The sequence below is a fragment of the Nitrosospira multiformis genome (assembly GCF_900111585.1).
Lineage (GTDB): Bacteria > Pseudomonadota > Gammaproteobacteria > Burkholderiales > Nitrosomonadaceae > Nitrosospira > Nitrosospira multiformis_B.
The window spans coordinates 149,542-163,998 of the sequence record NZ_FOHI01000001.1 but is presented as its reverse complement, the minus strand read 5'-3'; the positions used below and the strand labels follow the sequence as shown (position 1 = coordinate 163,998).

General features: G+C 55.0%; 13 protein-coding genes. 9 read left to right on the top strand and 4 right to left on the bottom strand.

Annotated features, from left to right (window positions below; translation table 11 throughout):
- The first annotated feature begins 118 nt into the window (after positions 1-118).
- The 3 genes from hisC to BMW46_RS00690 all read left to right on the top strand — a co-directional run bounded on the left by hisC (position 119) and on the right by BMW46_RS00690 (position 3,295).
- Positions 119-1,297: a histidinol-phosphate transaminase gene (gene hisC, locus BMW46_RS00700; RefSeq protein ID WP_074703767.1), complete on the top strand. Its 1,179-nt coding sequence runs from the start codon at positions 119-121 to the stop codon at positions 1,295-1,297.
- Positions 1,294-2,310 carry a 3-deoxy-7-phosphoheptulonate synthase gene (gene aroF, locus BMW46_RS00695; protein ID WP_074703766.1) on the top strand — a complete coding sequence of 339 codons (1,017 nt, stop codon included), beginning with the start codon at positions 1,294-1,296 and terminating at the stop codon, positions 2,308-2,310. The genes hisC and aroF overlap by 4 nt, the downstream gene beginning before the upstream one ends.
- Before the next feature lie 82 nt (positions 2,311-2,392).
- Complete coding sequence (locus BMW46_RS00690; RefSeq protein WP_074704469.1) at positions 2,393-3,295, top strand: prephenate dehydrogenase; 903 nt, start codon at positions 2,393-2,395, stop codon at positions 3,293-3,295.
- A gap of 21 nt (positions 3,296-3,316) precedes the next feature.
- Here the strand turns inward: BMW46_RS00690 and BMW46_RS00685 are convergent, their stop codons facing one another.
- The 4 genes from BMW46_RS00685 to lpxA all read right to left on the bottom strand — a co-directional run bounded on the left by BMW46_RS00685 (position 3,317) and on the right by lpxA (position 6,619).
- The gene (locus BMW46_RS00685; protein WP_074703765.1) at positions 3,317-3,607 is read right to left on the bottom strand and encodes an encapsulin-associated ferritin-like protein; all 291 of its coding nucleotides are present in this window, start codon (positions 3,605-3,607) and stop codon (positions 3,317-3,319) included.
- A gap of 232 nt (positions 3,608-3,839) precedes the next feature.
- Positions 3,840-4,298: a hypothetical protein gene (locus BMW46_RS00680; protein WP_074703764.1), complete on the bottom strand. Its 459-nt coding sequence runs from the start codon at positions 4,296-4,298 to the stop codon at positions 3,840-3,842.
- Positions 4,299-4,452: 154 nt separating this feature from the next.
- A complete protein-coding gene (locus BMW46_RS00675) occupies positions 4,453-5,481 on the bottom strand; it encodes a PEP-CTERM sorting domain-containing protein (protein WP_074703763.1) in 1,029 nt (342 codons plus the stop codon).
- 355 nt (positions 5,482-5,836) lie between these two features.
- Positions 5,837-6,619 (bottom strand): acyl-ACP--UDP-N-acetylglucosamine O-acyltransferase, encoded by a 783-nt coding sequence (gene lpxA, locus BMW46_RS00670; RefSeq protein ID WP_074703762.1) that lies wholly within the window; start codon positions 6,617-6,619, stop codon positions 5,837-5,839.
- Between the two features lie 236 nt (positions 6,620-6,855).
- Here lpxA and BMW46_RS00665 point away from each other — a divergent pair, with 236 nt between their 5' ends.
- The 6 genes from BMW46_RS00665 to BMW46_RS00640 are packed head-to-tail and all read left to right on the top strand — an operon-like array spanning position 6,856 to position 14,443.
- Positions 6,856-8,319, top strand: a complete 1,464-nt coding sequence (locus BMW46_RS00665) for an ABC transporter ATP-binding protein (protein WP_074703761.1) — start codon at positions 6,856-6,858, stop codon at positions 8,317-8,319.
- Positions 8,316-9,248, top strand: coding sequence for a hypothetical protein (locus tag BMW46_RS00660; RefSeq protein ID WP_074703760.1), 933 nt, complete (start codon positions 8,316-8,318; stop codon positions 9,246-9,248). Before BMW46_RS00665 ends, BMW46_RS00660 begins: the two co-directional genes overlap by 4 nt.
- The gene (locus BMW46_RS00655) at positions 9,245-11,134 is read left to right on the top strand and encodes a glycosyltransferase (RefSeq protein ID WP_074703759.1); all 1,890 of its coding nucleotides are present in this window, start codon (positions 9,245-9,247) and stop codon (positions 11,132-11,134) included. Before BMW46_RS00660 ends, BMW46_RS00655 begins: the two co-directional genes overlap by 4 nt.
- Complete coding sequence (locus BMW46_RS00650) at positions 11,104-12,135, top strand: Gfo/Idh/MocA family protein (RefSeq protein WP_074703758.1); 1,032 nt, start codon at positions 11,104-11,106, stop codon at positions 12,133-12,135. Before BMW46_RS00655 ends, BMW46_RS00650 begins: the two co-directional genes overlap by 31 nt.
- The gene (locus tag BMW46_RS00645) at positions 12,132-13,256 is read left to right on the top strand and encodes a DegT/DnrJ/EryC1/StrS family aminotransferase (protein WP_218141735.1); all 1,125 of its coding nucleotides are present in this window, start codon (positions 12,132-12,134) and stop codon (positions 13,254-13,256) included. Before BMW46_RS00650 ends, BMW46_RS00645 begins: the two co-directional genes overlap by 4 nt.
- Before the next feature lie 35 nt (positions 13,257-13,291).
- Positions 13,292-14,443, top strand: a complete 1,152-nt coding sequence (locus BMW46_RS00640) for an NYN domain-containing protein (protein ID WP_074703757.1) — start codon at positions 13,292-13,294, stop codon at positions 14,441-14,443.
- Positions 14,444-14,457: the final 14 nt, after the last annotated feature.

Genomic DNA, 14,457 nt, shown 5'->3' with positions numbered 1-14,457 from the left:
TACAGCCGGGAAACGGGTTATTGCAAGCATGAATCCATGCTTTTTGTGGAATTGCCTGTCTTGTTGACGGTTATTATTTTCTGCTTTTTCTTCCCTCTGCAAATCACGATACCATCTTATGAATATTTGCGATCTCGCTCCTGCGTATATCCGTGCCATCAGTCCCTATCAGCCCGGCAAGCCTATTTCTGAACTGGCCCGGGAGATGGGGATGGATGAACAGTCCATCATCAAGCTTGCGTCCAATGAAAACCCTCTGGGAACCAGTCCAATGGCTCTGAGCGCAATGAGCAAGGCACTCGACGAAGTTTCGTTGTATCCGGACGGAAGCGGATTTGAACTGAAAGCAGCTCTATCCGAGCGCTATGGCGTGACCAGCGATCAGATTGTGCTGGGCAACGGCTCCAACGACGTTCTGGAGTTGGCCGCCCGCGTATTTCTGAAGCCGGGGGCCTCGACCGTTTATTCGCAGCATGCCTTTGCGGTTTATCCACTGGTGACGAAAGCGGTAGGTGGAATTGGCATTTCCGTTCCCGCCAGGAACTATGGACATGATCTTGACGCCATGTTGGATGCTGTCGCGCCTGAAACACGGGTTGTATTTATTGCCAATCCCAACAATCCCACCGGCACGTTGCTGCCTGCCGATGATGTACTGCGCTTTCTCGAGCGTGTGTCCCCGGATGTGCTGGTTGTACTCGATGAAGCATACAACGAGTATCTGCCACCCGCCCTCAAGGGAGATAGCATTGCCTGGCTGAAGCAGTTCCCCAATCTCCTCATTACCCGCACTTTCTCCAAAGCTTACGGTATGGCAGGCGTGCGCGTCGGTTTCGGTCTTGCGCATCCTGACGTCGCCGGTCTGATGAACCGCGTGCGCCAGCCATTCAACGTCAACAATATCGGTCTCGCCGGAGCGGTGGCTGCGCTGCAGGATGAGGAATTCGTAAAGCGTTCTTATGCGCTCAATCAGGCGGGCATGCTGCAGATTGTCACCGGACTGCGTAGGATGGGAATCGAGTACATTCCATCCTACGGAAACTTCCTGAGCTTTCGGGTGCCAGGCAATGTCAAGGCAATAAACGAGAGTTTGCTGAAGCAGGGCGTGATTGTCCGCCCCATCAGCATCTATGAAATGCCGGAACATCTCCGGGTGACTGTCGGGCTCGAATCTGAAAATGAGAAATTCCTGAAATCGCTGGCGATAGCGCTGGAGACGGCGGGAGGGGCAGCAGCAGACACAATACCGGAGATGATGGTGAGCATCCACAAAGTTGCATCGGGGGGATCAGCGTGATCATTGTCATGAATAACGGCGCCACCGAAGAGCAGATCGAAACGGTGGTTGCAAAAATTCGAAGCTTCGACCTCGACGCGAACGTTTCGCGCGGCACCGAGCGCACCGTAATCGGCGCAGTTGGCGATGAGCGCAAGCTCAGTCCTGAAATGTTCGATACCCTGAGCGGCGTCGAATATTCCATGCATATCGTCAAGCAGTACAAGATCGTGTCGCGCGAATGGCACAAGGATAACTCGATAATCAATGTGGGAGGTGTGGCGATTGGCGGCGATCAGGTGCAGGTGATCGGAGGTCCCTGTTCGGTGGAAACGCAAGAGCAAATGGATTCGGCGGCGCAACATGTTTCGGATGCGGGCTGCCGACTGATGCGCGGCGGGGCCTTCAAGCCCCGTACCAGTCCCTATACCTTTCAGGGCAATGGCGAAGAAGGATTGAAAATGTTCCGCAAGGCTGCGGATAAGCACAACCTCCGAATCGTCACGGAATTGATGGATGCGCGCATGCTGGACACTTTCCTTGAGTATGACGTGGATGTGATCCAGATCGGGACACGCAGCATGCAGAACTTCGAACTTTTGAAAGAAGTGGGGCGAATCAACAAGCCCGTGATACTGAAGCGCGGCATGTCCGCAACCGTTTCCGAGTGGCTCATGGCGGCGGAATACATCGCCGCGGGCGGCAACCATAACATCATTTTCTGCGAACGCGGCATACGCACCTTTGAAACTGCTTATCGCAACGTAATGGATGTAACCTGCATCCCCGTGCTGAAAAAAGAAACGCACTTGCCGGTAATCGTCGATCCCTCCCATGCGGGGGGAAAGGCATGGATGGTGCCCGCCCTGGCGCGCGCGGCAGTTGCAGCGGGAGCGGATGGGCTGCTGGTGGAGATGCATCCCAACCCATGCGAAGCCTGGTGCGATGCAGACCAGGCATTGAATCCCGAGGAATTCCGCGATCTGATGGGGTCGCTGCAAGGGATAGCGGCAGTAATCGGACGGAGTCTGTGATGAATAGCCGCTGCACCTGATAGCCATGCGAGGCGTGATATCAACCGCTCATATCAACCGCTCATATAAACCGATGCCGACAATGACTACTACTGTGATCCAAAAACTGGTGGTTATCGGGGTAGGTTTGATCGGCGGTTCATTCGCGCTTGCGTTGCGCGAGGCTGGGATGGTGCAGCATATCACCGGCATTGGTCGCAGCAGGGAAAATATGCGGCGAGCCCTTGCGCTGGGTGAGATAGATGAGATTGCCGACGACGTTGAGTCCGCCTTGAAGGATGCGGAACTGGTGTTCCTTGCCGTACCTGTCGGACAAACCAGCGAAATCATGGCGCAGATATCCGCATACCTTGCGCCCTCCACCATCGTGACAGATGCGGGCAGCACCAAGCAGGATGTAGTAGAGGCGGCACGCTCCCATCTCGCCCCTCATCTGAAAAATTTTGTTCCCGGACACCCCGTTGCCGGTGCGGAAAGGAGTGGAGCAGGCGCAGCCAATGCAGATCTGTTTCGCGGCAAAAATGTTGTACTGACCCCCCTTGAGGAAACCAGCCGGGAGGCAACGCAAAAAGTAACGGAATTATGGGAGGTTTGCGGGGCGCGGATTTCCCGGATGAGTGCGAACCGGCACGACGAGATACTGGCCGCTGTCAGTCATCTCCCCCATGTTCTTGCCTTTGCGCTGATGAATCATGTCGTCTCTGCCGAAGTCAATGGAAGCGACGACACCCACGACAACGATCTGCTGCGCTTTGCCGGGAGCGGCTTTCGCGATTCTACGCGTATCGCCGGCAGCTCTCCCGAAATGTGGCGCGACATATGTCTTGGCAATCGGAAGGCGTTGCTAAACCAGATCGATGCGTATCAGAAGGAATTGACAGCGGTGCGCGAAATGCTCTCGGTTGGCGATGGGAATGCCCTCGAAAGACTTTTCGCCAAGGCGCGTAACGCGAGGGAACGCTGGCTGAAAAGCTTGCCCGGATAAACCGATGGGTCACCCCATTGATTATGATTTGTGGGCGATGGGCTTGTCAGTGAATAGATAGTCTCTCATTTCCATCGAAAAGACGGGGTCCTTACGGCGAATCCATTCGAGCACCATTGCTGCGTGCTCCTTTTCCTCATCGCGGTTATGCACGAGGATTGCCTTGAGTTCCTTATCCTTGCAGGAATCCACACGCTGGTTATACCAGTCTATCGCTTCCAGTTCTTCCATCAGCGAAACGATCGCCTTGTGCATATCCCGGGTTTCGTCGGAGAGTTCCTCAATGGGTTCGTGGTAACCCTCATTGGCCATACTACCTCCTCTTTCAAAAAAATGTCAGGATCAACTTCTTATTGTTTACCAAGCAAAAAACCTGTGCAAGACGATTGAGCACGATTCTGAAAGGATGCAGAGTGCTCTTCTTTTCGCAACGAATCCATAAAATAGATACGAGCAACAACCAACCTTATCGAGTGAGTTCCACAAGCGCCGGCTTCTCTAATATACAGGGCAGAGCATCGAGCCCCCACTGATGCTTTCCGCGCTATTTCCGCTTCACCTGCTTCTCAATATCGTCAAAAACGCGATTGACGATATTCTCCAGGTCATGCGGACCATCACGTCCATACGTAACACATTTTTCATAACCGGTCACCGCAAAACAGATGCGCGTGCTCCCTGTATCCATCATGCGCAATGCAGAAGTCGCAATCATCCCATCATCCTTGAGAAAGACAGAATAGCGTGGGGTATATTGCGAAGGAAATTCGAAGAAACGAATTCTGTAAAGCTCGTTCAGAAGAGCAACCAGTGCGCTGGTTGGATAGAAAACTTGCAGAAGTTTATCACCCCGTTCGAAAGTAGCGCTTTCCTTGCCTGACAGGCTGATCCGCTGTACAGGAAAGGCCGCATTGCCTGCCTGTCGGATCAGATGGAGATCGACTTCCTGGATGGGATAGGTGAGTGGAGGACCCTCAGGCCCCAAGGTGCGTTCGGCTGCCATGGACGCTGACCCCACAAGGAGCAAGATGAAAACAGGGAACAGCCTGGCAAGAAAAGTTCGATAAGTCCGAGACCTCGGTAACAGTGCCCAGCAAGTCAGACTGCGCCGCCGCCATAAGGATAAGGCGGCGGCAAGAAAGATTATCTCCCCAGCATTACTGGTCATGGCGCTTTTTGCGCCGTGTTCCCCAGCCCAGCAAGCCCAGGCCGGCCAGCATCATTGCGTAGGCCTCCGGCTCTGGCACAGCCGTTACCGTATATCCAATATCCTGGAGCATGCCGATTTCGACCGCGCTGTAGTCCCGGGCATAAGGTCCCGTATCCGAGGCGGCCAGCATCATCATTCCCGCATAAGCGCTATTATTATCATCCAGGTGGGAAACGCTGCTCCCCTCCTCCCACGGAAACGGTGTGTACAGACCCACCGGATTGTCTCCGTTTGCCGCCATGGCGTGAGGTCCATCGAAGAACAGGCCTCCCGAGGGACTGGTGCCTCCCACGCTGCCCGCATCCCAGACAGTCTGATTGAGCGCGAAAGTCGTGGGATCAATGACCGGAGTACCATTCTTGTTTGCTAGATAGCTGTCGAAGGTGCTCCAGCTTCCCGCATCCTTTGTACCCCCGAGCGGATCACCGAATTGCCCTATGGATGAAGAAAAACCAAGCGTATGCGTAAATTCGTGGAACATCGTGGAGTAGAAGTCGTAGCGTTCTTTCGGAACCGGCGTGTTGAAGCCCAGCTCCCATTTGTTCCCAAAGTTGATGTCGAGAGAGCCATCGGGTCTGCTTCCGTTGGGATCAATCCCTGTCTGGAGTTTCTCGCGCACGACCTCGTTGAGATTGAATCCCGGTACCTGGGGAACGACATATTCACTGCCGGCCCCTGCCAGTGTACTGCTCTGGGGATCATTCGTGGCCGTCGCTTCCAGCACAATGGTCCCTGAGTTGGCAAAGTGGCTGCCAAACATTCTGGAGAATTCCGTGGCAGCAGTGTTGAGCGCAGCTTGTCGACTGGCACCGTTTACGGGATCGAGAAATCCCGTACCCGGCGCATCCTTGTATACAAACTGGAAATCGATGCCCGCATTTGCAATGAGACTGAACGACAGGCAACTTGCAAACAACCCTCCGTTAACTACCGCCCGCGTTGCCTGTGCAATCGCTTTCTGTTTTTGATTCTTCATATGACGATTCTCCCGCTCAGATTGTGATTCAGTAAACCCACGTCCTACCTCATCAATAAAAACGAATAACGCAACGGGCATCAACGCGGAGTCGGCGCGCTTATAAGCCGCGCAAGCATCAGAAGCATCTGCAATCAGCAGTCGATCGAAAGGATCGTGGTGGTGTAAAGGTTATAACCCGGGCTGCATCCTTTGAAGTAACAGGTAATTCGATAAAACCTGATTCCAAAGCTGCCTTCCAAAGCTACTTGTACGATCTTTCCGCTGAGTACTGAAAGCTTATTTTACCAAGTGAAGTCTTGATTGCAACTTTCCAAATGCTTACCGCGCCGAAAAGATCAGCCCTGCTAACCCATCATCGGATAATTCCACGTCCTCGTACGGAAATAAAATCAAGAAAGCGTTGGACAGACGGCGTATCGCCAGCAAGCTGCATGAGCTGCGCTTCCGCTTCTTTCAATGCAAGGCCGGACCGGTATACCAGCTTGTAGGCGCGTTTCAATGCCCCGATAGTGGAATCGGAAAAACCCCGGCGCTTGAGTTCTCTCCAGTTGAGACCGTAAGGCATGGCGGGATTTCCTGCCGCCAGGAGATAAGGCGGCAGGTCCTGAGTCAGCACGGTGCCTAAGCCGGTGAAGCTGTAGGCGCCCACGCGAACGAACTGATGGACGGAGGTGAATCCCCCGAGTCCCGCGTAATCGCCCACCTGTACATGGCCCGCCAGGGAAGCGTTATTGATAAAGGTCGTGAAGTTACCCACTTGGCAATCATGCGCCAGATGGACGTAAGCCATCACGAAATTGTCATTCCCGAGGCGAGTAACATCCGCGCCTTGGATGGTACCCCGGTTGAAAGTGCAAAACTCGCGAACCGTATTTCGATCGCCTATTTCCAATCGGGTAGGTTCGCCCTTATATTTCTTGTCCTGCGGCTCATCCCCTAGCGAGCAGAACTGGAAAATCCGGTTATTGTCCCCGATGCGCGTATGCCCCTTTATGACAACATGCGGCCCGATCCAGGTATCGTCGCCAATCGCAACATGCTCTTCCACGATGGAATAAGCCCCGATGATAACGCCCGAGCCAAGTTGCGCACCGGGATGGACAATGGCTGTTGGGTGGATACTGGCTTCCTTCATGAGTCAGTCCCGCATTGATAAACTTGAACTGCGTAATCGCTGATACTCCGGATACTTCAGGCACCAGTAGCAGGAACCCCGGTTCTCGGCTAAGATAATTCTCGGCATACATTACATACATGCCATACTTCCCCATTCCATCCGAAGCGTTTGATCGTGCCAGAACGAGGCCTCGACGCGACTTTGTAATGACAGTCCCGAGAGAACTCACAGCCGAAACAAGATGCGACTCCTCCATGGCCTCCTCTCCGCCAACGGCAACCGATGATATCAATAGCGCAGATATTGCGCTTCGCGTATCGGGGCTGTCAAAGACCTATCGCATTTATGGCCGTTCGCAGGACCGGCTGCTGCAAGGCCTGTGGGGTAACCGAAAGCAACTGTATCGGGAATTCCGGGCGCTGGATAGCATTTCCTTTGAGATTCGTCGTGGAGAAACCTTCGGGATCGTCGGTCCGAACGGATCCGGGAAAAGCACGCTGCTGCAACTGATCGCGGGAACGCTGACACCCACCCAGGGTGAAATATATATCAAAGGCAAGGTCTCGGCTTTGCTTGAACTGGGAGCCGGCTTCAACGGGGAATTTACCGGCCGCGAGAATATCCATATGGCGGCATCGATTGCGGGATTGAATCCTGACGAGATCGGACAGCGCTACGAGCGCATCGCTGCTTATGCCGACATTGGCGATTTCCTCGATCAACCGGTAAAGACGTACTCAAGCGGCATGTATGTACGCCTTGCATTCGCCGTCGCCATCTCGGTCGAGCCGGAGGTACTGATCATAGATGAAGCACTGGCGGTGGGAGATATGGAATTCCAGGCGAAGTGCATGGTGACATTGAAGCAGATGCAGGAACGCGGTACCACCATCCTCTTTGTCAGTCATGATGTGGGAGTGGTGAGCGCCTTATGTGAGCACACCCTTTACCTCAAGCATGGTCGGGCACTGGAAATCGGTCCCACTCCGGATATCGTTGCACGCTATATTCGTGAAGTACAGGAAGCAAATAACCGGAAAATAAACGTAGCCGTTTCTGGAAACAACGATTCGAGAATCGCGAGCACATCCGACGCTTCTGAGACCGGGATCACTCCCCCTCACCGTACTGCTTCCCCCACCAGCTCGAGGGCGGTGTCTGGAGTCGCGTCTGGATCCTCCGCGTCTGGATCCTTTACGGCAGCAAGCCCGTTCCAGAGCGTGGAGAAGGAGCATCTTGCACGCTTTGCTGAAAATGCAAATCACTGCCGCTCGGGGACTGGCGATGTGCGTGTAATTTACGCGGAAATGACAGATGATAAAGGACTGCTGGTACGCTCGGCAGAATTCGGACAATCAGTCCTCATACGTATCATCGTTGAAGCCGCCCGCCCCTGTACTTTTTCAGTCAACTACAAAATTTGCGATAAGAATCGGACGCCGGTAATAGGAGCGGACTTCCTCATGCAAAGACAGACGCTGCTGACCTTGGAGCCATCGCAGCAGGCCGAGGTGCTTTACCGGACATCGCTCCCGCTGACTGACGGCAGATACAGCTTGAGAATTTCGCTCACACATCCCGTCAACGCCCATCAACAGGCATTGTTCTTCGATATCGTGGAGATCGCCCACGTATTCGAAGTGCTGCCTAACCAGACTGCAAAGTTCTGGACACAGGTTTATCTGCCGAATACGCTCGATGTAAGGGTTCTGGAATGAACGACGCCCGGCGGAACAATCTTTCCGGCAATCTTTCCGGGAGGCGCAATTTGCTGGTCATCGCCCATCCGGGGCATGAACTGCGCCTCTACGGCTGGATCGCGCAGACGAAACCTCTGGTTTGCATTCTTACCGACGGTTCAGGAAGCGATGATAAGCCCCGGCTGTCGGCTACCTTGAATATCCTGCAGGGGCTGGGGGCTGAAATCGCGCCGGTGTGCGGTGAACTTACCGACCGGCAAATCTACAGGAAGATGCTGCATGGCGAATACGATATGTTCGATGACCTCTGCGAGCGGTTGACTGCACTTATCGCTGCGCGGGATATTCGCACGGTGGTAAGCGACGGCATCGAGGGTTACAACCCGACACATGACTTATGCGAGGTACTTGTCCGGACTGCGGTGGCTATTACCAACAACGTCCCCAATATCGCCAGGGTTGCGGATGGAAAAGAATACCTTGTCCGGCATTACACTATCCCCCTCATGGGGGATCCGCGACCCACTGTGCAGCCAACTGCATGTCGTGCAGAAAGCGCGAATCCTGTCATCCAGCAGGAGAGCGAGCAGTGCATTATCGAATTGAACGAGCGTGAACTGGCGCACAAGCTGGAAACCATGCGCGAGTATGCCAGTCGAGCAGGTGGAATCCTTCAGCAGGAGGTGGAGGATGCGTTCCGCTCGTATGGTGAAGAGGCTTTTGGCCGTGAATACCTGTATGCGGCTGTCTTACCGGGGAAAGAGCCGGAACGAAATTTCCTGCAACAGAAACCTTTTTATGAAATCCGCGGGGAACAACGTGTGGCGGACGGGCGTTACCGGGACGTCATCCGGTTTCATGAGCATGTTCTGCCAATCATGAACCGGCTGAATACAAAGATATCGGCTGGGGCGGATAGAGCAGGGAAAAACAGAAAAGCGCCATGAGGGTACTCATAACCAATAACACGCTCGACACCCGCGCCGGCTCTGAACTGTATGTCCGCGACCTGGCCTCGGCGCTGCTGCGGCGCGGCCATAACCCTGTGGCCTATAGCACTCGACTTGGAGCGGTTGCAGAGGAGTTACATTCGGCGGCCATTCCTGTCATCGACGATCTCAATCTGCTGACGGTTCCGCCCGACATTATTCATGGCCAGCATCATCTCGATGCAATGACGGCCATGTTGCATTTTCCCGATACGCCTGCGGTCTACTTCTGCCATGGCTGGCTGCCGTGGGAAGAAATGGCGCCACGCTTCCCCACAATCCAGCGCTATGTTGCTGTGGACGATCTCTGCCAGGAACGACTGCAATGCCTCGATGGCATCCCTCCCGCGCGCATTTGTGTAATACGCAATTTTGTCGATCTGGAGCGATTCGGCCTGCGCGCGGATTTACCTGCCATACCGCGCAAGGCCCTGGTTTTCAGTAATTACATCGGTGAGGACGGTCGCCTGGAAATCCTGCGCCGAGCCTGTGCCGGCCACGGCATCGAACTCGATGCCATCGGCCTTTCTGTCGGGCACAGTGAAGCCCGGCCTGAACAGATTCTTGGCCGCTATGATATTGTCTTTGCGAAAGCACGTTGCGCGCTTGAAGCCCTTGCCAGCGGAACGGCTGTAATAGCCTGCGACGCAGCCGGACTCGGGGGCATGATCACTCCGGACAACTATGAAACCTTTCGCGCGCTCAATTTCGGTATACGGAGTTTGCGCAATCCCATTACTCTGGATACCATCACGCGGGAACTCGACCGGTATGAGGTGGCCGGAGCGCGTGAGGTTACCCGGCGCGTGCGATCAGAAGCGGGTATCGATCCGGCGATCGAGCGGATTCTCCAGGTTTACCAGGAGGCAATCGAAGCGCACGTCCGCGAATCCACGGAGAGGAAACCGAAGCAGGAAAGCTCCTCCGACTCCCGCCTTCAGGCGGCAAGCAGATATCTCCGCGAGATCGCCGATTTCACCAAAAGGCGCCATCAGGTGGAGCAGGAGAAACATCTTGCTGTGGCTGAAGCCGCAGCGGAGCGCACACGTGCTGAGCAGGCCGGGTTCGAGCTGGCGAAAATCCACAATTCGCGTCTCTGGCCACTTGTCATGTCGCTTTATCGGCTCAAGTATAGGTTATGGAATCGTCCCATTGCCGTCCTTCGGGCACGTCGAGAAAATCGATGCCGGGAGAATCGAAATGATCAGAACGAGAGCAAGGCTGGAGAAAACAGCCATCCGGGCGATCGTGTCAGCGTATTCGAGCAAATCTATACCTGCAACGCCTGGCAGAGTTCTGAATCCCGTTCGGGGCCGGGCTCCACGCTGGAACGAACTGGGATACTGCGGCGTGAACTTCCCCCTCTGCTAACCCGCCTCGGCGTTCGCACACTGGTGGATGCACCCTGCGGGGATTGCAACTGGCGGCAGCATACTGCAATCGATCTCGATGCATACATCGGTGTCGATATCGTTCCTGCGCTGATAGAGGAAAACCGGCAGCGCTTTCCCCATCCCAACTGGAGATTCGAGGTTGCCGACTTGGTAGAAGATAGCCTGCCGCGCGGTGATGCAGTGCTCTGCCGCGATGCCCTGATCCACCTGTCACTGGCGGACATTCTGCGGGCGCTTTCCAATATCCGTCGCTCCGGAGCAAAGTACCTGCTGGCAACCAGCCATGAAATGACCAGCGCCAACACAGACATCGCCACGGGCGGATGGCGTTCCGTGAACCTGACGCTGGCGCCTTTCAACCTTCCCCCTCCGTTGGACCGTATCGTCGAAAATCCGCAAACCGGAAAGATACTGGGTCTATGGATGCTGGCAGAGATGCCGCTCTCCTGATGAATCTGATGAATGCACTCGTGCCGCTATCCCCTGTCCTCGAACCGGCGTTGCCTGTTGATACCGCTGTCGTCGGCGTGGGGTATTTCGGCAGCTTGCATGCATTGTGCTACTCCCGCTTGCCGGGAAGCCGCCTCCAGGCATTGATCGACCCCGATCCGATTACGCAATTCCTGGCTGAGCATCTGGATGTTCCCTGGTTTACATGTGTTGCAGAACTTCCGCCCACAATCCGCGCCGTATCGGTTGCGACACCGGTTGCCACGCATTTCGGGCTGACCAGATCCTTGCTCCAGCAGGGGCTGGACGTGCTGCTGGAAAAGCCGATTGCGGAAACCGCGGTACAGGCGATGGAACTGCGAATGGTAGCGGAGGCAAATCAATGCATCCTGCAAATCGGACATATCGAACGCTTCAATCCGGCCTTTACCGCTGGCAGAACACTCCTCCCGTTCGCCCGTACCATCCGATCGGTGCGTACCACACTACATCCCCCGCGACCGAGCGCACTGGACGTGGTCATCGATCTGATGATCCATGATCTTGACCTGGTTCTGCATAGCCTGGATTCCTCCGTGGTGGAGCTGCATGCCTCCGGTAGAAGCTGCGGTTTAACAGCCATAGATGAAGCAGAAGTTGAACTGGCTTTCTCCAATGGGTGCCGGGCATTCCTGGACGCATACTGGGGGCGGGGTACGAAGCAGGAAGAACGTCGCATGGTTGCGGAACTGGAAAACGATGAAACATGGGTCATCGATTTCAGGCGCCGGATAACCTATCGCAAGGCACCCAACAGCTCAACGGGTCCTTTGCCTGTGAACGGCCACACGCTTGCGTTTCCCACGCAACGGATACAGGAAGATACGTTGAGCCTGCAACTCGCAGCCTTCCTCGATGCCTGCCGCAACCGTTCATTACCCCAGGTTACGCCAGCGGAAGGCAATGCTGCCCTGGAGCTGGCGCACCACATCCGCCAGCAGATACTCAGGCCCTGCCCGTGATCGTCCCGCAACTCGACCTAGCTCAGGAGTATCAGCAACTGCGTGCAGAAATCGACGCTGCTGTGCAGCAGGTGTTTTTGAAAGGCACATTTATCGACGGTGCAGAAAACGCGGCACTGGAATACGAGCTTGCGGAATACATCGGAGCTGCTGAAGTCATCTGCGTCAATTCCGGTACCGACGCGCTGTTACTCTCCCTCAAGGCATTGGGAATAGGTGCGGGAGATGACGTAATCGTGCCCGCCTTCACCTTTTTTGCGACGGCAGAGGCGGTAAGCCTTGCGGGAGCGCGCCCCTGTTTTGCCGACTGTGCACCCGGCCAATACAATATCGATGCGAGCAGCGTGGGGCAGGCGTTAACGCCGCGGACAAGAGCCGTCATCGCCGTCCATCTTTTCGGGCAGCCGGTCGACCTCGCGCCGTTACAGGAATTCTGCGCAAGCCACAATCTGTGGCTGATCGAAGATGCGGCGCAAGCAATCGGCGCGCGCTATCACGACCGGGGTATCGGATCCTTCGGTATCACCGGCGCCTTCAGCTTCTACCCGACAAAAAACCTGGGCGCTTATGGCGACGGTGGAGCGATTGCCTGTAGCGATCCCGATCTCGCGTCGCGATTGCGACGCCTTCGAAATCACGGGCGACAGGACCGCTACCAGCACGCCGAGATCGGCTTCAACAGCCGCCTCGACGAACTCCAGGCAGCAATATTGAGAGTCAAGCTTCCCTATCTGGATAACTGGAACACGCAGCGCCACCAGCTTGCCGCGCTCTACCAGCAAGCTCTCCAAAATACGGAATGCAACTGGCCGACAGTCCTTGAAGGCACTGTTCCCGTCCACCATCAGTTCGTAGTTACCCATCCGCAGCGCGATGCGCTGCAACTGTTTCTGGCAGAGCATAATATTTCAACTGCCGTTTTCTATCCTCTCCCCTGCCATCGGCAGTCAGCCTTCTCGGAATCGCACGCCGGTGTCTCACTGCCGCTGGCGGAACGTCTTGCCGATCAAGTGCTGGCCCTGCCTATCTACCCCACCCTGCCTCCCGAAGCGGTAAGGCATATCGGGAAATTGATACAGGATTTCGAACACGTCGAACACGGGAAGGGGAAATCACCCTGACCCTGACCCCCCATTATTGATAGGAAATAAACCTTATGGCCACACTTCAGGAAAATGTCAGCATGGCGGTATTTTGTGACTTCGAAAATGTCGCTCTTGGCGTGCGTGATGCGAAATACGAGAAGTTCGATATCAAGCCGGTGCTGGAGCGATTGTTGCTCAAAGGCAGCATCGTCATAAAAAAGGCTTATTGCGACTGGGATCGTTATAAGACCTTTAAAACTGCGCTGCACGAAGCAAATTTCGAATTGATCGAGATTCCGCACATTCGTCAGTCCGGTAAAAACTCAGCCGACATCCGCCTGGTCGTGGATGCGCTCGATCTTTGTTATACGAAATCGCATGTGAACACGTTCGTCATTATCAGTGGCGATTCCGATTTCTCGCCACTCGTCTCCAAGTTGCGCGAGAACGCGAAACAAGTAATCGGTGTTGGAGTCAAAAAATCAACTTCCGACCTGCTGATAGCCAACTGCGACGAATTCATTTTTTATGACGATCTGGTACGGGAAATCCAGCGGACTGCCGCGAAACACGATACAGCAGAAGCACCGCCTGTGGTGAAGCATGCGCCTGCGGAGGAAAAACGCCCAGGAGAAGAACTCGAAGCACGCAAGGGCCAGGCAATCAACATGGCGGTAGAGACTTTCGACGCCCTGGTATCCGAGCGGGGCGACAGCGGAAAAATCTGGGCATCGACGCTCAAACAAGCGATCAAGCGCCGTAAACCCGGTTTTAACGAGTCTTATTATGGCTTTCGTGCTTTCGGTAATTTGCTTGAAGAGGCGCAAGCCCGAGGCCTGCTGGAATTGGGGCGTGATGAGAAATCGGGCACGTATGTTTATCGCAGCAGCAGTGCGGCGGCCGATAGCGGCACAGCAGTGGAAGCATCGCCGCCTGTTCCTGCTTCGCTTGAGATTGCGGCCCCATCAGTGCCGCTCGACGGCGTCAGCTCCCTGGATGAAACTCATCAGCAGAGAAAAAGCCGTCGAAAGACCGGGGAAAAGAAAGCAGATTTGCTGCCAGCAACTCCTGTGCCCGGGGCAGAAACTGCACAGACTGCCGGCAATCCGGCAGATCAAACAGTGTCAGAAAAACCAGGAACCAAGGGAAGGAAAAAACCCGCCGCACGCCGGCTACGCAAACCGGAAGCCGGAACAGACAAGCTCGACAAGAAGCCTGGTTAGCCTTTTCGCCTCCC

What these genes read in the sequence shown, in the direction of transcription:
- hisC (WP_074703767.1), top strand. Translation starts at nt 119, where the DNA reads ATGAATATTTGCGATCTCGCTCCTGCGTATATCCGTGCCATCAGTCCC.
- BMW46_RS00690 (WP_074704469.1), top strand. Translation starts at nt 2,393, where the DNA reads ATGACTACTACTGTGATCCAAAAACTGGTGGTTATCGGGGTAGGTTTG.
- BMW46_RS00685 (WP_074703765.1), bottom strand. Translation starts at nt 3,607, where the DNA reads ATGGCCAATGAGGGTTACCACGAACCCATTGAGGAACTCTCCGACGAA.
- BMW46_RS00680 (WP_074703764.1), bottom strand. Translation starts at nt 4,298, where the DNA reads ATGGCAGCCGAACGCACCTTGGGGCCTGAGGGTCCTCCACTCACCTAT.
- BMW46_RS00675 (WP_074703763.1), bottom strand. Translation starts at nt 5,481, where the DNA reads ATGAAGAATCAAAAACAGAAAGCGATTGCACAGGCAACGCGGGCGGTA.
- lpxA (WP_074703762.1), bottom strand. Translation starts at nt 6,619, where the DNA reads ATGAAGGAAGCCAGTATCCACCCAACAGCCATTGTCCATCCCGGTGCG.
- BMW46_RS00665 (WP_074703761.1), top strand. Translation starts at nt 6,856, where the DNA reads ATGGCCTCCTCTCCGCCAACGGCAACCGATGATATCAATAGCGCAGAT.
- BMW46_RS00660 (WP_074703760.1), top strand. Translation starts at nt 8,316, where the DNA reads ATGAACGACGCCCGGCGGAACAATCTTTCCGGCAATCTTTCCGGGAGG.
- BMW46_RS00655 (WP_074703759.1), top strand. Translation starts at nt 9,245, where the DNA reads ATGAGGGTACTCATAACCAATAACACGCTCGACACCCGCGCCGGCTCT.
- BMW46_RS00650 (WP_074703758.1), top strand. Translation starts at nt 11,104, where the DNA reads ATGGATGCTGGCAGAGATGCCGCTCTCCTGATGAATCTGATGAATGCA.
- BMW46_RS00640 (WP_074703757.1), top strand. Translation starts at nt 13,292, where the DNA reads ATGGCCACACTTCAGGAAAATGTCAGCATGGCGGTATTTTGTGACTTC.